General features: G+C 52.5%; 13 protein-coding genes, 1 tRNA gene and 5 pseudogenes. 8 read left to right on the forward strand and 11 right to left on the reverse strand.

What is annotated here, in order from left to right; translation table 11 throughout:
• Window positions 1-15: 15 nt before the first annotated feature.
• Window positions 16-567: pseudogene (locus DRI82_RS04240) on the forward strand (IS3 family transposase); the annotation flags it as partial.
• Window positions 568-743: 176 nt separating this feature from the next.
• On the opposite strand, the gene DRI82_RS23755 reads toward DRI82_RS04240, so the two are convergent.
• The 3 genes and pseudogenes from DRI82_RS23755 to DRI82_RS24680 all read right to left on the reverse strand — a co-directional run.
• Complete coding sequence (locus DRI82_RS23755; RefSeq protein ID WP_281269757.1) at window positions 744-1,463, reverse strand: sensor histidine kinase; 720 nt, start codon at window positions 1,461-1,463, stop codon at window positions 744-746.
• Window positions 1,439-1,577, reverse strand: a tRNA-OTHER gene (locus DRI82_RS23760). The genes DRI82_RS23755 and DRI82_RS23760 overlap by 25 nt, the downstream gene beginning before the upstream one ends.
• Window positions 1,578-1,586: 9 nt before the next feature.
• Window positions 1,587-1,781, reverse strand: a pseudogene (locus DRI82_RS24680) (PAS domain-containing protein); the annotation flags it as partial.
• On the opposite strand from DRI82_RS24680, the gene DRI82_RS24245 reads away from it, so the two are divergent.
• Window positions 1,692-1,976: a hypothetical protein gene (locus tag DRI82_RS24245; protein ID WP_245956772.1), complete on the forward strand. Its 285-nt coding sequence runs from the start codon at window positions 1,692-1,694 to the stop codon at window positions 1,974-1,976. The pseudogene DRI82_RS24680 and the gene DRI82_RS24245 overlap by 90 nt on opposite strands.
• A gap of 12 nt (window positions 1,977-1,988) precedes the next feature.
• Here the strand turns inward: DRI82_RS24245 and DRI82_RS24685 are convergent.
• Window positions 1,989-2,699, reverse strand: a pseudogene (locus tag DRI82_RS24685) (GAF domain-containing protein); the annotation flags it as partial.
• Between DRI82_RS24685 and DRI82_RS24000 the strand changes: the two are divergent.
• Window positions 2,613-2,855, forward strand: a complete 243-nt coding sequence (locus DRI82_RS24000) for a hypothetical protein (RefSeq protein WP_170138668.1) — start codon at window positions 2,613-2,615, stop codon at window positions 2,853-2,855. The pseudogene DRI82_RS24685 and the gene DRI82_RS24000 sit on opposite strands and share 87 nt — an antisense overlap.
• A gap of 1,371 nt (window positions 2,856-4,226) precedes the next feature.
• The gene (locus DRI82_RS23775; protein ID WP_157968011.1) at window positions 4,227-4,442 is read left to right on the forward strand and encodes a hypothetical protein; all 216 of its coding nucleotides are present in this window, start codon (window positions 4,227-4,229) and stop codon (window positions 4,440-4,442) included.
• Window positions 4,443-4,841: 399 nt separating this feature from the next.
• On the opposite strand, the pseudogene DRI82_RS24690 reads toward DRI82_RS23775, so the two are convergent.
• The 5 genes and pseudogenes from DRI82_RS24690 to DRI82_RS04265 form a co-directional block, all read right to left on the reverse strand.
• Window positions 4,842-6,353, reverse strand: a pseudogene (locus DRI82_RS24690) (serine/threonine protein kinase); the annotation flags it as partial.
• A 35-nt stretch (window positions 6,354-6,388) separates the two neighbouring features.
• Window positions 6,389-6,772, reverse strand: coding sequence for a response regulator transcription factor (locus tag DRI82_RS04250; RefSeq protein WP_034495690.1), 384 nt, complete (start codon window positions 6,770-6,772; stop codon window positions 6,389-6,391).
• Between the two features lie 25 nt (window positions 6,773-6,797).
• Window positions 6,798-7,067, reverse strand: coding sequence for a XapX domain-containing protein (locus DRI82_RS04255; protein ID WP_114192247.1), 270 nt, complete (start codon window positions 7,065-7,067; stop codon window positions 6,798-6,800).
• Window positions 7,064-7,309, reverse strand: coding sequence for a DUF1427 family protein (locus tag DRI82_RS04260; RefSeq protein ID WP_114192248.1), 246 nt, complete (start codon window positions 7,307-7,309; stop codon window positions 7,064-7,066). The genes DRI82_RS04255 and DRI82_RS04260 overlap by 4 nt, the downstream gene beginning before the upstream one ends.
• A 52-nt stretch (window positions 7,310-7,361) precedes the next feature.
• The gene (locus tag DRI82_RS04265; RefSeq protein ID WP_114192249.1) at window positions 7,362-8,048 is read right to left on the reverse strand and encodes a hydrolase; all 687 of its coding nucleotides are present in this window, start codon (window positions 8,046-8,048) and stop codon (window positions 7,362-7,364) included.
• A 305-nt stretch (window positions 8,049-8,353) separates the two neighbouring features.
• Here DRI82_RS04265 and DRI82_RS04270 point away from each other — a divergent pair, with 305 nt between their 5' ends.
• From DRI82_RS04270 to DRI82_RS04285, 4 genes are read left to right on the forward strand one after another with little or no spacing between them, the layout of a single operon-like run.
• Window positions 8,354-10,231: an amidohydrolase gene (locus DRI82_RS04270; protein ID WP_114192250.1), complete on the forward strand. Its 1,878-nt coding sequence runs from the start codon at window positions 8,354-8,356 to the stop codon at window positions 10,229-10,231.
• A gap of 4 nt (window positions 10,232-10,235) precedes the next feature.
• Window positions 10,236-10,667 carry a DoxX family protein gene (locus DRI82_RS04275; protein ID WP_114192419.1) on the forward strand — a complete coding sequence of 144 codons (432 nt, stop codon included), beginning with the start codon at window positions 10,236-10,238 and terminating at the stop codon, window positions 10,665-10,667.
• Window positions 10,651-12,279 carry an MFS transporter gene (locus tag DRI82_RS04280; protein WP_114192251.1) on the forward strand — a complete coding sequence of 543 codons (1,629 nt, stop codon included), beginning with the start codon at window positions 10,651-10,653 and terminating at the stop codon, window positions 12,277-12,279. The genes DRI82_RS04275 and DRI82_RS04280 overlap by 17 nt, the downstream gene beginning before the upstream one ends.
• 48 nt (window positions 12,280-12,327) lie before the next feature.
• A complete protein-coding gene (locus DRI82_RS04285; protein WP_114192252.1) occupies window positions 12,328-13,149 on the forward strand; it encodes an alpha/beta fold hydrolase in 822 nt (273 codons plus the stop codon).
• Between the two features lie 58 nt (window positions 13,150-13,207).
• On the opposite strand, the gene DRI82_RS04290 is transcribed toward DRI82_RS04285, so the two are convergent.
• Together DRI82_RS04290 and DRI82_RS04295 are read right to left on the reverse strand one after the other, a co-directional pair.
• A complete protein-coding gene (locus DRI82_RS04290; protein ID WP_114192253.1) occupies window positions 13,208-13,828 on the reverse strand; it encodes a response regulator transcription factor in 621 nt (206 codons plus the stop codon).
• 458 nt (window positions 13,829-14,286) lie between these two features.
• Window positions 14,287-14,376 (reverse strand): annotated as a pseudogene (locus DRI82_RS04295) (DUF1471 domain-containing protein); the annotation flags it as partial.
• Between the last annotated feature and the right edge of the window lie 112 nt (window positions 14,377-14,488).

Genomic DNA, 14,488 nt, shown 5'->3' on the forward strand with positions numbered 1-14,488 from the left:
AACCGTTATCCACGCGGCGGAAAACCCGCTGTCGTGGCCGCTAATCTGTTGAATCGGCAGTTTAATCCAGAGACATTAAATACCTGGTGGTCAGGTGACATTACCTATCTACGTACGGCTCAGGGTTGGTTATACCTGGCTATCGTGATGGACTTATGTTCAAGAAAAATAGTGAGTTGGGCCTTCTCAGACAAACCGGACAGCGACTTGACCGTCCGGGCCTTAAGGCTGGCAGTCAATAAACGACGACCAACAGGGTCTGTGGTTTTCCATAGCGATCAAGAGGCGCAATATACCAGTGCTCAGTTCCAGTCCTGCCAGCAAGAACTGGATGTTACAGGTAGCATGAGCCGAAAAGGTAACTGCCTGGATAATGCCGTTACGGAAAGGTTTTTCCGTAGCCTGAATGCAGAGAGGGTTAACTATCGTCGTTATGAAACCCGAAGTCAGGGTATCGCTGATGTTATCGATTATATCGACAGTTTTTATAATCTGAAAAGGCGGCATTATCGGCTGGGAAATATATCGCCCGACGAATATGAACGCCGACTACAGCAATGTGCCTAAATATGTGTCCGGTTTTAGTTGACCGTTACAAACATCACAAAAAAAGTATGTTACCTACCAACGCCTTAATGCGGCAGAATCGACTCAGCTCCACTGAATGGGATATTTTTAGCCAGTAAATCACTTATTAAAACTTCGTTGTTAGCTTATTTAATGGCCGCACCTCTGGCGCGTCATTAAGACTCACCATCCTGACTCGCCAAACAGGCGGGGACGACAAAACTGAAACAACTGCCGTACGGTGTGTTGTTTTGCGCTTTAAGCGTCCCCCGATGCCGCTCTATGATGGAATGGCTGATGGTCAGACCCATTCCCATTCCCTGTACTTTTGTGGTGTAAAACGAGTCAAAAACGCGCTGACCTATGTCAGGCGCCAACCCGGTTCCATTATCCGTAATGCGTAATTCCACGGAACTCTCATCAGGATTAAGGGTTGAAATTTTCAGTGTACGTGTGCGATCGGTCACTTCAGCCATGGCTTCAATTGCGTTAATAACAAGATTAATCAACACCTGTTGGATTTGAACACTGTCACCAAAGATAAAGCTGTGGGCAGCCTTCAAATCGTAATCAACGGCCACCTGTCTTTGTTCAATTTCGCTACGCGAAAGCGTCATGATATGGCGCACCAGAAAATGCAAATCGATACGGCAGAAGACAGGTTCTTGTTTGCGTGTCAGGGTCTGGAGACTACGAATAATTTCCCCTGCACGCTGCCCTTCGGCAACAATCTCTTCTAACCCGACGCGAATATTGTCATACCGTATCGGGTCATGATTTAACCATCGCAGACTGGCTCCGGCATTGGAAACTATCGACATCAGCGGTTGATTAATTTCGTGAGCAATAGAAGAGGTTAACTGGCCAACCGTGGTGGCTCGGGAGACTCGCGCCAGCTCTGCCTGCGCAACCCTGACGGCGTCTTCTGCTTGCCTCTGAGTCGTGATGTCGGTGATGGTGCCGTAATATTCATAAATTTCAGTGCCCACACCGGCTGGGCTACCGATGCCTAAAATGTAGCGCACATTGCCCTCGGCATTGATAATGCGAAATTCTGCTTTCAGGGTTAACCCGTCGCGCACACCGTCAATCACTACATCGCTGATGCGGTCATAATCATCCGGATGAATAAAAGTAAAAAACTCCGCCATGGAGATCATTTTAAGTGTCTCCGGCAGACCGAGAATGCGGGCGTACTCTTCGGACATAAACATCAAATCTTGTTCCAGTTCCCAGCGCCAGCTTCCGGTGTGGCTTATCTGTTCCCCCAGCATGAGCGATGTCTGGCTTGCCCTGAGCTCTTTCTCAACCCGCCTGCGCTGAATATTTTCCTCAAGCAATTCGGCATAAAGCCGCGCCGTTTCGAGCGCAACGGCCGCATGGGCACCGAGCAGATTGACGACTTTTGAATGATCCGCAGTAAAGACTTCAGGCATTAAGCGGTTTTCGAGGTACAACACGCCGACCAGTCGTGCCTGCTTAAACATCGGTACGCACAGTACGGCAGCGCCGGAAGTCACAAGGTAAGGGTCGTGTGAAAAAGGGCTGAACTCTTCGGGTTTCCCGGTACGTATTTCCTGACCTGTGCGGATAACGGCCGCCAGCACCGACAGTGGCATGTCGGCCGCCATCGGCATATCTTTCATGATTCGTACTTGTATCCCGTCACTACTGGTCTGCGCGCTGGCTTCAATTTCAGGAATATTATTATCCAGAACGCGAATCAACAAGCCGCGCTGCGCACCCGCACGCTCCAGTAACATGGTCAAAAGTATTTCAATAAGCCGTTCAAGATTGATCTCTTCTGACAGTGCTCGTGAGGCTTTAATGACACTTTGTAAATCGCGAATTTCTTCGTTTTGGGCAAATGCGATGGTGTTATAAGGCGTTGCTTGAGCAGGTGAAACTAAATGAGGCCAGGTCTGCTTAAGCTGATTCACTTTGGCTTGTGCGCCAATGCGCCCCCAGGCCGCTATCGCCCCCCGCAAATGTGCATCTGCTGCTGTGTTGTAACCGCAACTGAGTGCGAAGCGCCCGGCAAGTTCATGGGCCAGCGCATTACAGGGATGAAACCCGGCTTCCCGGGAGAGTCGCACCGCTTTTTCGTACTGCTCCAGCGCAATGGTGTTCATGCCTTCAAGACGGACAATTTCTGCATACACCAGCGCTTCTTTATCGGCGAACGTTCCCGGGTTGATGCGCGCCCAGAGGGCAATTTTGTGGTAATGGATTTCCAGCTTACGCCGGTCCTGCGCGCTAAATGTTTCAGGTGTCAGTTGAACGGTTAACGTTAACGCGCTGTAGAGATGTAAATCCAGCAAATGGATGTGCCCCGGTGCTGACCACGCAAAAGATTGAGCGTGTTCCAGCGCGTCCTGCGCCTGCGAATATTCGCCCGCTGTAAAATACGTCATGCCCCGGTAGAGCCAGAACCAAAAAATCAGGGTGGACATGTGCAGCGGTGCTTGCTCTGGAAAACCCGGCAACAGTGAGTCAGGCAGTGCGTTGGCGCTATCCCAGGTTGTGGAGGGTAATTTGCGTAAGTGCTCAACGTAATGCCGCTGAACCAACAAAATGCGCTCCACATCCTGGAAGTCGGTTTTTCTCACGAAGGCCAGCCCACGTTCGATGCTGGTCAGCACGTTATCGAGATGCTCGCCCTGGCTTAAAAAGTTAATCACCTGATGGCAGATAGCAAAGGAGGCGACCGTCAAATCACCGTGCGTGACGGCGGACGTAAAGCAAGCTTTAGCGCATTCGGTGGTGTAAGAAAGGGGTTGGGTCCAGACGCTGACTTGATCAAGGGGCAGCAACGTTTTTGCTTCATAAGTGCTATAGCCGTGGTGTTCAACCAAATCACGCGCCAGCACAGCATAGTTGAAACCAGGCTGATACTCCGCATAACGTTCGCTAATCAGTACGCCAAACCAACCCATGGCCAACGTTGAGGCGCCGGTAATACCCCGCTCCAGTGTCAAATGCAGCATCTGGCAAAGTAGCATGAAGTGCAGATTCGGACTGTTGAAGCTGGCGAACACGCTGGCGCTGGCAAGCAGATTCATTATGGCTTCGGTTTGGCCGTCCGTCATTTCTGGCAACTGATGAAACAGCACGGCAGGATTTTCACCCATACGGTCTTTAAGTGCTTGCCAGACCACATCACATTCTGCCAAATCGGGATTTGGAGTCAGCGCAATACCGGAAACGCTTAGCCAGCATAAGGTGGTTTCCAGCGCCAAGCGGAGATCAGACTGACGCATATGAATCTCCGCCAGCAGGTTTGCCGCGGTGATTTTTTCGGTAAGCCCACCGTGGGAACCCAGCAACCGGTCGCATAAACGCTTTGAGTTGACCAGATTTCCAAGTAAAAACTCGCACTCGGCTTCTTCGAGATTTAATCGAAGGTCGGGGGTGTTTTCGGGCATATTACCGTGTCCTGAGAGTGCCCGTGCGGTCTGTAAATATCTCAGTGCCGAGAGGTAATCACCACTACGTTTTGCTCGCTGGGCCGCCAGCATACTCAGTTCCCTGAACATATTGCGTTGTTCTGCCGGCTGGACGCACTCAATGGCGGCCGAGACGTGGTGAATGGCGCGGAATAACACTTCATTGCCTGCCATCTGCCGTGACGCTTCAGCCAGAAGGTTTGCTGTGGTGATATGCACATAATCTTTTTGGGCGACATCCAGCAAGGCGAAAGCGGCTTCTTGTACGCGATCGTGGGTAAACGCCCAGCTGTCCCTGGAAAGGGTTACCAGTTGTGCGGTAACCGCGGGATGCAACTGATAGCGGATATCGGCATCGGAAATGCACAGCACCTGGCTGATTGTGGCCAGTTCGCCCCGGCTACCCAGGCAGGCGAGGCTACCGAGTAAGGTGCGAGTCATTTCCGGCATTTTTCCGAGTTGTTGGAGGACCAGACTCACCACGTTTTCAGTGTAATGGCGTTCCTGAATAGCGGATAAATCATAGTGCCACTTACCCTGGTATTTGTTATGTGTTACCAAGCCATCTTCAACAATACGTTTAAAAAACTCATTTAAAAACAGTGGATTTCCGCCGGTTTTGCCATGTATTAGTTTGGCCAGATCGGTAATGTCTGTGGTGCGTTGTTGAAATACCTCTGCCAGCCACCGGGTGACGTCTTTAACGGAAAGCGGTGTCGGGATAATTTCGATATTCCTTTGTGCGGCGTTATGCAGGAGGGCGAGGGTCTGTATCAGGGAGGTGTTGTCTGTCGCCTCGGGTTCACGCTGGGCCACCACCATCAGCAGTGGCTGTGTACGGCTGTTTTTCAGTAGCGACTCCAGCACCTGGAGACTGGCAGCATCGATCCATTGAATATCATCAATCAGCAAGACCAGTGGACAACCCGGCATGGCAAAGGTAGTGACCAGGGCGGATATCATGTGATTAAAGCGCGCTCTGGCATCGGTTGAAATCGAATTGGGTATGTGGCGGGAACTATGCTCCAGTAACAGCCCTAATTCAGGTACAAAACTCACAGCCAGGCGTTCGTAACCTTCCAGAGCGCGTGACAGACGAGCTTTCCAGATGGACACTTCTTCGCCAGGCGATCCCAGCAACGTGAGGGTCAGCGCCCGGAAAGCCGTGGTTAAAGCCCCATAAGGTAGCGAGGATGAGAACTGGTCAACTTTCCCCACCGCCAGTAGCGTGTGTCTGTTCTGCAACTCTTTCAGGGCTGAAGCAATCAGCGAGGATTTACCGATACCCGATGGGCCGCGGATGATCGCCAGCGCATGTGTGCCGCTGTGCTTAACCTCATCAAACGCGGCAACCAACTCACGCATCTGGGGATGGGCAGTATATAGCGTATCCGTCAGATGGACTTCGGGTGACCGGTCTTGTAAGCCCGGTGTGAAAGGGATGATTTTATTATCTTCGGTCAGGGTCGCCTGGCAGCGGCGCAAATCGGCGATCAGGCCATCAATGGTCTGGTAGCGGTTATCTGGCGACTTCGCCAGTAAACGGAGGATAACGGTTGAAAGCATCGCAGGCACCGTTTCGCGCACAAAATGCGGCGGTTTAGGTTCCGAGGCAATGTGGTGATGCGCCCATTGTGCAGGGTCATCCTCGCTGAGATCAAAAGGCAGTACGCCGGTTAGCAGTTCATAAAATACAATGCCGAGGCTGTAAAGATCACTGCGACTGTCTATCGAGCGTTGGGTACGAGTGGTGTGCTCAGGCGACATATACGCAAGCGTACCACCAAAAAACGAAAGTCGGGCCTTTTTCAACTCTTCCGAGGTGCCTGTCGTCAGGCCAAACCGCGCAAGGCGGCAGGATGAATCACCGTGAAGGAAAATGTTCCCGGGTTTGATGTCGCCGTGAATCAGATTCAGCATGTGCATTTGACGTAGCGGAAGGCATATCCGTATCGCCAGCTCCATAAAACTGGCAATGCATGCTCTGGGCTGCTTCATGATGCGAGCCAGGGATTCAAAGTCCAGCGTCGGATAAATCAGCGCGTAACGGCCACGATATTGGGTACTGGCTGCGGGTTTAACGGCCCAACTATCGGATAAATACGCGCACAGTGAAAACTCATTTTTGAGCAGTTGGGTGGCGTCCGATTCCGCCTCATCACTCACCGCCGTGGCGAGAATAAAAACCCCATTTGATAAAGAGTGCCGCCCTTTCATCCAGACAATACTGCCTTCTGTGGTCAGCGGAGTAAAAATCACATCATCTTTAAAGGCAAAGATCTGCCCATCCTGGATTTCAGGAAGAAGGGAGTATTCAGGCGGTAACAGCTTATGAATCATTGAGATCTCTCGCAGTGAGCGGCCTTATCAGGGTGTCAGGTGTTTTCTTCGGGTCTGATTGCTTTCTGTAAATGATTAAGTAGGACTTCAATGTCGATGGGCTTACGCAAAAAAGCAACGGCGCCAAGACTGATGGCAAACCGTTGCATGTTTTCATCCCCGTGTCCGGATATAAAAATAACCGGGGGCGGTGTCGCGTAAGTCTTTATTTCTTCATAAAAATCCAATCCACTCATTCCTTTGAGCTTAATATCAATAATCATAAGCGAAACGTCGAAAAGCGCATTCTTATCGTTTAAAAATGCCTCAGCAGACTCGAAGGTACAGGTCAAATAGCCGTCTGATTGCAGCAGGTTGCTCAACCCACTGCGAACGGCGCGCTCATCATCGACAATGGCAATACGCTGCGACAGCTTCATGCAGTCATTCCTCTGGCCTTCATCTCTACCGTGGGGGCGCCTCAGGGGGTAACGGAGCCTGTGTGGGCGGTGGAGTTCCGCTTATTTGTGGAACGCATTCATGGCGAAACCATGCAAGCGTAAAGGGTTGGCGGCTTACCAGACGCCGGGTAATAGGGATAATTTGTTCGCCAACCAGCATGCCGAACAGGCCCAGCAGCGCAATAACAGGAGGTGCCGGAGAGTGAACATCCAGTGCGGCATAAATAACCCCTGCCAGCAGGCCGATTGCCAGAGAAATAATCCAGATCTTCATGATTTACCTCCTCGCGAGCAGGCGGTATTTAAAGATGCCGTCGCGGTGGGTTGTGCCTGGCAGGTGTGAAGCGCGGTGGTGTGCACCGGTTTCAGCATTTGCACCGTGACCTGCTCGCCAATAAGCATGCCTAACAATCCCACCAGTGCGATGGCGGGTGGTGCCGGGGAGCGAGCTTTAAGCAGGGCATATATCAGGCCAATCAAAATGCCGGCAAACAGTGACAGTAATTCTGCACTCATGTTTATCTCCCGAATCAAGCTGGCCAGTCTTTTACCGGCCAGCTCCCGCTAATTAACGTGCCGCGACCGGTGGCAGGGTTTCGTGCTGGCTCTTCTCGCGGGAAGGGGCTTTATGCACCATGGTGTAGGCGTAATCCACACCCATACCGTAAGCACCAGAGTGCTCACGCACGATATCCATCACGTCGTTGTAAGTCTCTTTGCGTGCCCAGTCACGCTGCCATTCCAGCAACACCTGCTGCCAGGTGACCGGGATAACACCCGCCTGAATCATGCGCTGCATGGCGTAATCATGGGCTTCTTTTGAAGTGCCACCGGAGGCATCCGCCACCATATAGATTTCATAGCCACCTTCGAGCATGGCGCAAAGTGCAAAACTGTTGTTGCACACTTCGGTCCACAAACCCGATACCACCACTTTTTTCTGGCCGTTGGCGGCCAGCGCGTCACGCACTTTCTGGTCGTCCCAGGAGTTCATCGAGCTGCGTTCGAGGATCTCTTTACCAGGGAACACATCCAGCAGCTCCGGATAGGTATGGCCTGAGAAACTTTCGGTTTCCACGGTGGTGATGATGGTGGGAATGTTGAACACTTTGGCGGCTTTTGCCAGGCCGACGGTGTTATTTTTTAGCACCTGGCGGTCAATCGACTGCACGCCGAAAGCCATCTGTGGTTGTTGGTCGATAAAGATAATTTGACAGTTATCAGGCGTCAGGACTTCAAGCTTAGAGGTTGTCATAACAATACCCATTCAGAATGTGGTTAAAAGTATCAGAACCGCCACGCTTGAGACGCAGCGACAGTCGGGACAGCAACCTTGTGATGAATGTCATCAACGAGCTGAATATTAGATGGGTGAGCGCGGCAAAACTATTATCTGATGGTATAACTAACCCTTGGTATAACTATACTTTGGTATAGCTATCCCTATGTATAACTGGTCATTTCCCCCCACCATTTACATACTCTTTCCTGTTCATGCCACCCACTGAGGGGGCGTGCTGTTTGTCCGGTCTGAGCCGGGCATCTCTAACGGGAGGATGTATGGTTTCACTGGGCAAAGCAGATTTAATCCTGGTTAACGGACAGTTTCATACCGTCGATCGCGAAAACCCGCTCGCAGAAGCAGTCGCAATTCGTGAGGGGAAATTCCTTGAAGTCGGCACGGTGGCGCAGGTCATGCAGCACCACGCTGAAGGGACAAAAGTGGTGGACCTGAAAGGGCACACGGCCATCCCTGGACTGAATGATTCCCACCTGCACCTGATCCGTGGTGGCCTGAACTACAACCTTGAACTGCGCTGGGAAGGGGTGCCTTCGCTGGCTGACGCGCTACGGATGTTAAGAGAACAGGCGCTGCGTACCCCGTCACCACAGTGGGTGCGTGTGGTGGGCGGCTGGAGCGAATTCCAGTTTGCCGAACGCCGTATGCCGACGCTCGATGAGATAAACGAAGCTGCGCCGGAAACGCCTGTCTTCATTCTTCATCTTTATGGTCGTGCTTTGCTTAACCGCGCAGCACTTCACGTGGTGGGTTACACCAAAGACACGCCAAATCCTCCGGGTGGGGAAATTCAGCGCGACAGCAACGGCAACCCAACCGGCATGCTGATTGCGCGACCGAATGCGATGATCCTTTATTCCACGCTGGCTAAAGGCCCGAAATTACCCCTTGAACATCAGGTCAACTCAACGCGCCAGTTTATGCGTGAACTGAATCGTCTGGGATTGACCAGCGCCATCGATGCGGGTGGTGGCTTCCAGAATTACCCGGAAGACTACGAAGTGATTGCCGAGTTGCATCAGAAAAAACAGATGACGCTGCGCATTGCCTACAACCTGTTTACCCAACGTCCGGGCCACGAACTGGAAGATTTCGAGAAATGGACGGATATGTTGACCCCCGGCCAGGGCAGCGATTACTTCCGCCATAATGGCGCGGGTGAAATGCTGGTGTTCTCCGCCGCTGATTTTGAAGATTTCCTCGAACCACGTCCGGATTTAGCACCAGGAATGGAGGACGAGCTGGAGCGAGTGGTGAGCCATCTGGTTGAACATCGCTGGCCTTTTCGCTTGCATGCCACCTACGACGAATCCATCAGCCGCATGTTAGACGTGTTTGAAAAAGTGAACCGCGAAATCCCATTCGACGGCCTGCATTGGTTCTTTGACCATGCCGAAACCATCACCCAGAAAAATATCGACAGAATTAAGGCGTTGGGTGGGGGCATTGCGGTTCAACACCGTATGGCTTTCCAGGGCGAATATTTTGCAGAGCGCTATGGCATAGAAGCCACTCGTCATACGCCGCCGGTCGCACGCATGCTGGAAACAGGTGTTCCGGTGGGATTAGGAACCGACGCAACCCGCGTAGCCAGTTACAACCCGTGGACGGCACTTTACTGGCTGGTTTCCGGCCGTACGGTGGGGGGAATGCAGATGTATGACGTCAATGCGCGCCTGGATCGTGACACGGCGTTGATGCTATGGACGCAGGGAAGTGCATGGTTCTCCAGTGAGCAGGGCAAAAAAGGGCAAATCAGGGCGGGCCAGCTGGCGGATCTGGCGGTACTGAGCAAAGATTATTTTCGCGTCCCGGAAGAGGAAATCAAAGGGATTGAATCCGTGTTAACCGTGGTAGATGGCAACATTGTCTACGCCGCCGGTACGTTTGGCCCCTTGTCGCCGCCATCCATTCCGGTACTGCCGGAGTGGTCACCCGTGGTGAATGTCCCCGGTCACTACCGCTCTGCACCACCTGTTGCCCAGACACGCGTGGGGATGACGGCACAGATGCACCATTGCAGTGGACCCTGCGGCGTTCACACCCATAATCATGATTTCGCTCGCGGCTCAAGCGTACCCGTTGCAGATGACACTGCATTCTGGGGTGCGCTCGGTTGCAGCTGCTTCGCGTTTTAATGCCATGAATACTTCATCGACATACTTCATTCCACCGCAGATAAACCTCGGGCTGTTCTTACTGCGCGTGGCTGGCAGCCTGCTTCTGCTCTACGTTCACGGGCTGCCGAAGGTGTTTCACTTCAGCGAAGAACTGACGCGCATTGAAGACCCTTTTGGCATGGGGCCTTACTTCAGTTTGATACCGGCAATATTCGCTGAGGTTATCTGCCCGCTGTTCATTATTTTGGGATTCGGGACGCGTATCGCCTGCTTACCCATCATCGGTGTGCTGCTGGTGGCGATGTTGTTCGTGCACCCTGGCTGGTCCATCGCCGAGGGGCAGTTTGGCTGGTTACTCCTGATTATCTTCACCACGCTTGCGATAACCGGGCCGGGTAAATGGTGCATCGGGGCAGGCAAACAGCGGGAATGGCGCCATGGCATCGGTCAATGAAGTTCACCACGTTACCGCCGAAGCGTTAAAAGAGGCGACCACGACCAGCGGGTCACCCTGGCAGCCCCTGAGTCAGCGTGTGTTCCGCATGTTATGGATTGCGACCGTCGTCTCGAACATCGGTTCATGGATGAACGATGTTGCCATGAACTGGACCATGCTGACGCTCAGTGCTGACCCATTGTCAGTCGCCATGATCCAGGCCGCCAGCAGCCTGCCGATGTTTTTGTTTGCCCTACCGTCAGGCGTGATGGCGGATATTGTCGACTGCCGCAAATATCTGCTTTTTTCGCAGGTGTGGACGTTACTGGCGGCGTGCGGGTTGACCGTGCTTTCGCTGACCGGGCATGTGACGCCTGGCGTGCTGCTGGTCGTCGCTTTTCTGATGAGCACCGGTGCGGCAATGAGTTCCCCGCCGTTCCAGGCCATCGTACCGGACCTGGTTCGCAAACAGGATTTAGGGGCGGCAATAGCCCTTAATTCACTGGGGATTAATATCAGTCGCGCCATTGGGCCGGCATTGGGCGGGCTGATCCTCTCTTTTGCCGGGGCGTGGGTGGTGTTTGCGCTCAATGCGGTTTCCGTGCTGGGGGTTGCCTGGGTGTTATACCGATGGAAAACAGAGCCTTCCGTGCAGCGCCTGCCACCGGAGCATTTTTTCTCTGCCGTGCGTGCCGGGGGGCGTTATGTCCATGCCGCCCCTGTTCTACGCAACGTGCTGGCCCGTACGGTCGCTTTTTTCCTGTTTGCCAGCGCGGCCTGGTCTTTACTGCCGTTAGTGGCCCGGCGTGAGCTCGGTTTAGGGCCCGGTGGTTACGGAATTATGCTGGCCTGTATTGGCGTGGGGGCCATTTTTGGCGCGGTGACGCTGCCGCGCTTGCGTAAACATCTCAATCCCGACCGTTTAATGGTGCTGGCGAGCCTGATGTTTGCTGTAGCGATGCTGGCTCTCGCGTTTGTGCGGCACTTCTGGCTGTTGAGCGTCTTCGAATTTATGACGGGTTTTTCCTGGATAGCAGTGCTGACGACGCTCAATCTCGGCGCCCAGCGCAGTGCGGCGAAATGGGTGAAAGCGCGGGCACTCGCGATTTACCTGACTGTTTTCTTCGGTTCGATGACCGCAGGCAGCGCGCTGTGGGGGCAACTGGCATCGCATTATGGCATCGCCGTTTCGCTGAGTGTGGCGACCCTTGGCATGCTGTTGGGTTGTACGGCTGTGTTCCGCTGGCGGCTGGATAAAGACCCTGATCTGAACCTGGATGCCAGCGTAGAGAATCACATTGCCCCTGAGATTGACGTGCATCACAGCCGTGGTCCGGTGATGGTGAGCTACGAATATCTGATTAAGGCTGAGGATGCACACGCATTTACCGTCTGTATGCAGGATATGCGGCGCGTCAGGCGACGCGGTGGCGCACTGAGCTGGTCGGTTTATGAAGACATTCTTAAACCCGGAATTTTTGTCGAAACATTTTTGCTCGGTTCCTGGGTTGAACATCTGCGACAGGAAGAACGTTACACCATGAATGACCGAAAAATAGAACACCGTGTTCAGCAATATCATCAGGGGGAATCCCGCCCCGAGGTCCGTTATCTGGTGGCTCCGGTTTAACCGTGTCTGCCTCAATATCTTTCCCAACACACAATGCAGAGGTCTAAGATGAGTACAATCAGCACAAAAGATGGCACGCAGATTTATTACAAAGACTGGGGTAAAGGAAAGCCCGTGTTGTTCAGCCACGGCTGGCCACTGGATGCGGATATGTGGGACAGCCAGTTGAATTTCCTGGCTGAGCGAGGATATCGTGCCATTGCTTTTGACCGTCGCGGATTTGGCCGCTCAGACCAACCCTGGACAGGCTATGACTACGACACTTTCGCCTCAGACATTAACGACCTGATCACCCAACTCGACTTGCAAGAAGTCACGTTAGTGGGCTTCTCGATGGGTGGCGGTGATGTGGCACGTTATATCGGGCGCTACGGCAGCGAGCGTGTTGCAGCCCTGGTACTGTTGGGCGCTGTCACACCTGTCTTTGGTAAAAGTGCGACTAACCCAGACGGTGTTGATCTCTCTGTATTTGAGGGGATCCGCGAGGGATTACGTCAGGATCGCGCTCAGTTTATCAGCGATTTTGCACCAGCATTCTATGGCACTAATGCAGGGCAGACGGTATCAGAGGGCGTATTCACTCAGACTCTAAACATTGCGCTACTGGCTTCACTGAAAGGAACAATTGATTGCGTCACGGCGTTCTCTGAAACCGACTTCCGTGAAGATCTGGCAAAAATTGACGTCCCGACACTGGTTATTCATGGTAGCAACGACCAGATAGTACCGCTTGATACCACGGGCAAAGCGGCGGCTGAATTGATCCGCGGTGCGGTACTCAAAGTCTATGACGATGCGCCGCACGGTTTTGCCGTTACCCATCAGAGCCAATTGAACGACGATTTATTAGCGTTTTTGCAAGCGCGCTAAGTTAATCCCTGGTGCAGGGACCCATGGGTCTCTGCATATCAACAAGAATGATGATTTATCAGGATGTTTTGACTTTATTCAAATTCAGGCGCTCGGCATGGCGAACCAAATCGGCGAGTGAGCGTACCTGCATTTTATCCATGACTCTGCGTCGATGAACCTTCACGGTGATTTCACTGACTCCCAGTTCCGCAGCAATTTGCTTATTGAGCAGGCCTTTAATCGTCAATGCCAACACTTCCTGTTCACGCGGCGTGAGTGTCTTATGACGCTGCTTAAGGTTGTGATATTCACGAAGTTCGTCAGCGTTTTCTGAGGCCAGTGTCAGTGCGTTTTCAACGGCCCTGAGCAGCTCCTCGGCTTTAACCGGTTTGGTTAAGAACTCATATGCACCGGCTTTCATGGCCTGTACCGACATGGGAATGGTGCCGTAGCCTGTGAGGAAAATGATGGGCATTTCCGTGCCGCGTGTTTTCAGCGCGTCGGTAACTTCTAAACCGTCTTTGTCTGGCATTTTCATATCCAGAATGACGCAACCCGGTAAGTCAGGAAAGGGATAGGCCAGAAAAGAGTCAGCAGAATCGAACTCGATAGCGCTGTAACCGGCAGAGTTGAGTAGTCGAACAATCGATCGCCGTACTGAATGGTCATCATCAACAACATAAACGATGTGTTCCATAATTCCCTCTGTCACCCTGGTTTAAAAGAGCAGTCGTCGAAGTAATGCCAAAAACAAAAGGCAGGTATTTTGCATGGACAATATCGTCGTAACATATTGAAAACAGTATAGTAACACCACTTCAATCATTACAAGTAATACTTAAGGATAATAGACATGCGGGGTCATGCTTCTTGCAAGAGGAGATTGTTGAGGCTCAGAGGTTGAACAAAGAAGGAAATAGGGAAAAAGTAACCATTGCCATTCATTGTTCCGCTACCCGGTTTAATGAAGGGTTCCCCATTCTGTAGATTTACCCCGACAGGGCGTTACCTTTTACAGGGGAAATCCGCTGCGGAATATGTCGCCGGGCGACAGACACAAAAAAGCCCCCGGAGGGGCTGAATGGGTTTGCGCCTGAGGGTCGAAACCGGCCGCCTTACGGCGACCTGTCCGGCAGCTCCATCTGCGACCATTCGTTACTTAGTTAACTCTGCTGTCATGTGGACGTGTTTGTCGAACTGCGCACTGGTGATTTTATAGGATGCGCCCTGTTCAGCAGCCTGCGCTCAAAACTGACATGATGATCGTGTCACGTGTCAGTTGTGTGCCAGCAGCGGACGTGACTAGTCGCAGGAGGCATTAACAGATCGCGAGCAGCCCCCTCTGAACATATACAGA

The organism is Edaphovirga cremea (genome assembly GCF_003332275.1).
In the GTDB taxonomy this organism is placed as follows: Bacteria; Pseudomonadota; Gammaproteobacteria; order Enterobacterales; family Enterobacteriaceae; genus Edaphovirga; species Edaphovirga cremea.

Excerpts from the sequence above, each read along its gene's own strand:
- DRI82_RS24245 (WP_245956772.1), top strand. The coding sequence starts at position 1,692 with ATGAATAAAAGTAAAAAACTCCGCCATGGAGATCATTTTAAGTGTCTC.
- DRI82_RS24000 (WP_170138668.1), top strand. The coding sequence starts at position 2,613 with ATGGGCCAGCGCATTACAGGGATGAAACCCGGCTTCCCGGGAGAGTCG.
- DRI82_RS23775 (WP_157968011.1), top strand. The coding sequence starts at position 4,227 with ATGCACATAATCTTTTTGGGCGACATCCAGCAAGGCGAAAGCGGCTTC.
- DRI82_RS04250 (WP_034495690.1), bottom strand. The coding sequence starts at position 6,772 with ATGAAGCTGTCGCAGCGTATTGCCATTGTCGATGATGAGCGCGCCGTT.
- DRI82_RS04255 (WP_114192247.1), bottom strand. The coding sequence starts at position 7,067 with ATGAAGATCTGGATTATTTCTCTGGCAATCGGCCTGCTGGCAGGGGTT.
- DRI82_RS04260 (WP_114192248.1), bottom strand. The coding sequence starts at position 7,309 with ATGAGTGCAGAATTACTGTCACTGTTTGCCGGCATTTTGATTGGCCTG.
- DRI82_RS04265 (WP_114192249.1), bottom strand. The coding sequence starts at position 8,048 with ATGACAACCTCTAAGCTTGAAGTCCTGACGCCTGATAACTGTCAAATT.
- DRI82_RS04270 (WP_114192250.1), top strand. The coding sequence starts at position 8,354 with ATGGTTTCACTGGGCAAAGCAGATTTAATCCTGGTTAACGGACAGTTT.
- DRI82_RS04275 (WP_114192419.1), top strand. The coding sequence starts at position 10,236 with ATGAATACTTCATCGACATACTTCATTCCACCGCAGATAAACCTCGGG.
- DRI82_RS04280 (WP_114192251.1), top strand. The coding sequence starts at position 10,651 with ATGGCATCGGTCAATGAAGTTCACCACGTTACCGCCGAAGCGTTAAAA.
- DRI82_RS04285 (WP_114192252.1), top strand. The coding sequence starts at position 12,328 with ATGAGTACAATCAGCACAAAAGATGGCACGCAGATTTATTACAAAGAC.
- DRI82_RS04290 (WP_114192253.1), bottom strand. The coding sequence starts at position 13,828 with ATGGAACACATCGTTTATGTTGTTGATGATGACCATTCAGTACGGCGA.